Below are 1,020 nucleotides of genomic sequence, written 5' to 3'. Positions count from 1 at the left end.
CGCGGCGGGCGGCGGCGCCGGTTCCCGCCTTGCCGACGGCGACGAAGCCCGGCACCCGGCCGACGTAGAGGACGTGCGCGTCCGCCGCCACCGGGTCGTCCTCCACGACCAGGACGCGGATCGGTGGCTGCTCGGGGGTCATACGGCGCCTCCCGGCGGGCCGAGCGGCAGCCGGGCCTCGAACGCCGCACCCCCGCCCTCCGCCTCGGTGACCGTCAGCGTGCCGGTGAGCCGGGTGACCGTCTGGCGGGCCAGTGCCAGTCCGAGGCCCCGCCCGCCGGGGCCGGCCGGCTTGGTGGTGAAGCCGCGTCGGAAGACGAGGTCCGCGTGGGCCGGGTCGACGCCGGGACCGGTGTCGGCCACGCGCAGCAGCAGCGCCTCGCCGGCCGCGTACGCCGTCACCGTGACCCGCGCCCGCGCGCTGCCCTGCGCCGCGTCCATCGCGTTGTCGATCAGGTTGCCCAGGATGGTGACGAGGTCGCGCACCGCGAGGTCCGGGGGCAGTACGCCGTCGTCGAGCCGGCTCTCGGGCGAGACGACCAGCTCCACGCCCCGCTCGTGCGCCTGCGCCGTCTTGCCCAGCAGCAGCGCGGCCAGCACCGGCTCGCCCACCGCCGCGACCACCTGGTCGGTGAGCGTCTGGGCCAGCTCCAGCTCGGCCGTGGCGAACTCCACCGCCTCCTCCGCCCGCCCCAGTTCGATCAGGGAGACCACGGTGTGCAGCCGGTTCGCCGCCTCGTGCGCCTGCGACCGCAACGCCTGGCTGAACCCGCGCTCGGAGTCCAGCTCGCCCATCAGTGACTGCAGTTCGGTCACGTCCCGGAGCGTGACGACCGTACCCCGGTGCTCCCCGCCGGACACCGGCGAGGTGTTGACCACCAGCACGCGCGACGCGGTGAGGTGCACCTCGTCGACCCGCGGCGCCGAGGACAGCAGCGCCCCCGTGAGCGGCCCCGGCAGCCCCAGCTCCGCGACCGACAGACCGACCACCTGGCCGCCGACCCCGAGCAGCTCCCCGCC

1 protein-coding gene and 1 pseudogene are annotated in these 1,020 nt (G+C 76.2%); both read right to left on the bottom strand.

The window, feature by feature from the left end:
- A pseudogene (locus CCN33_RS33260) lies at positions 1–142 on the bottom strand (two-component system response regulator); the annotation flags it as partial.
- The coding region (locus tag CCN33_RS25870; RefSeq protein WP_140394675.1) for a sensor histidine kinase at positions 139–1,020 on the bottom strand (882 nt) is incomplete at its 5' end. The gene CCN33_RS25870 and the pseudogene CCN33_RS33260, both read right to left, overlap by 4 nt.

The sequence above is a fragment of the Streptomyces recifensis genome, assembly GCF_002154615.1.
Lineage (GTDB): Bacteria > Actinomycetota > Actinomycetes > Streptomycetales > Streptomycetaceae > Streptomyces > Streptomyces griseoluteus.
This window is presented reverse-complemented; position numbering and strand designations above follow the sequence as displayed.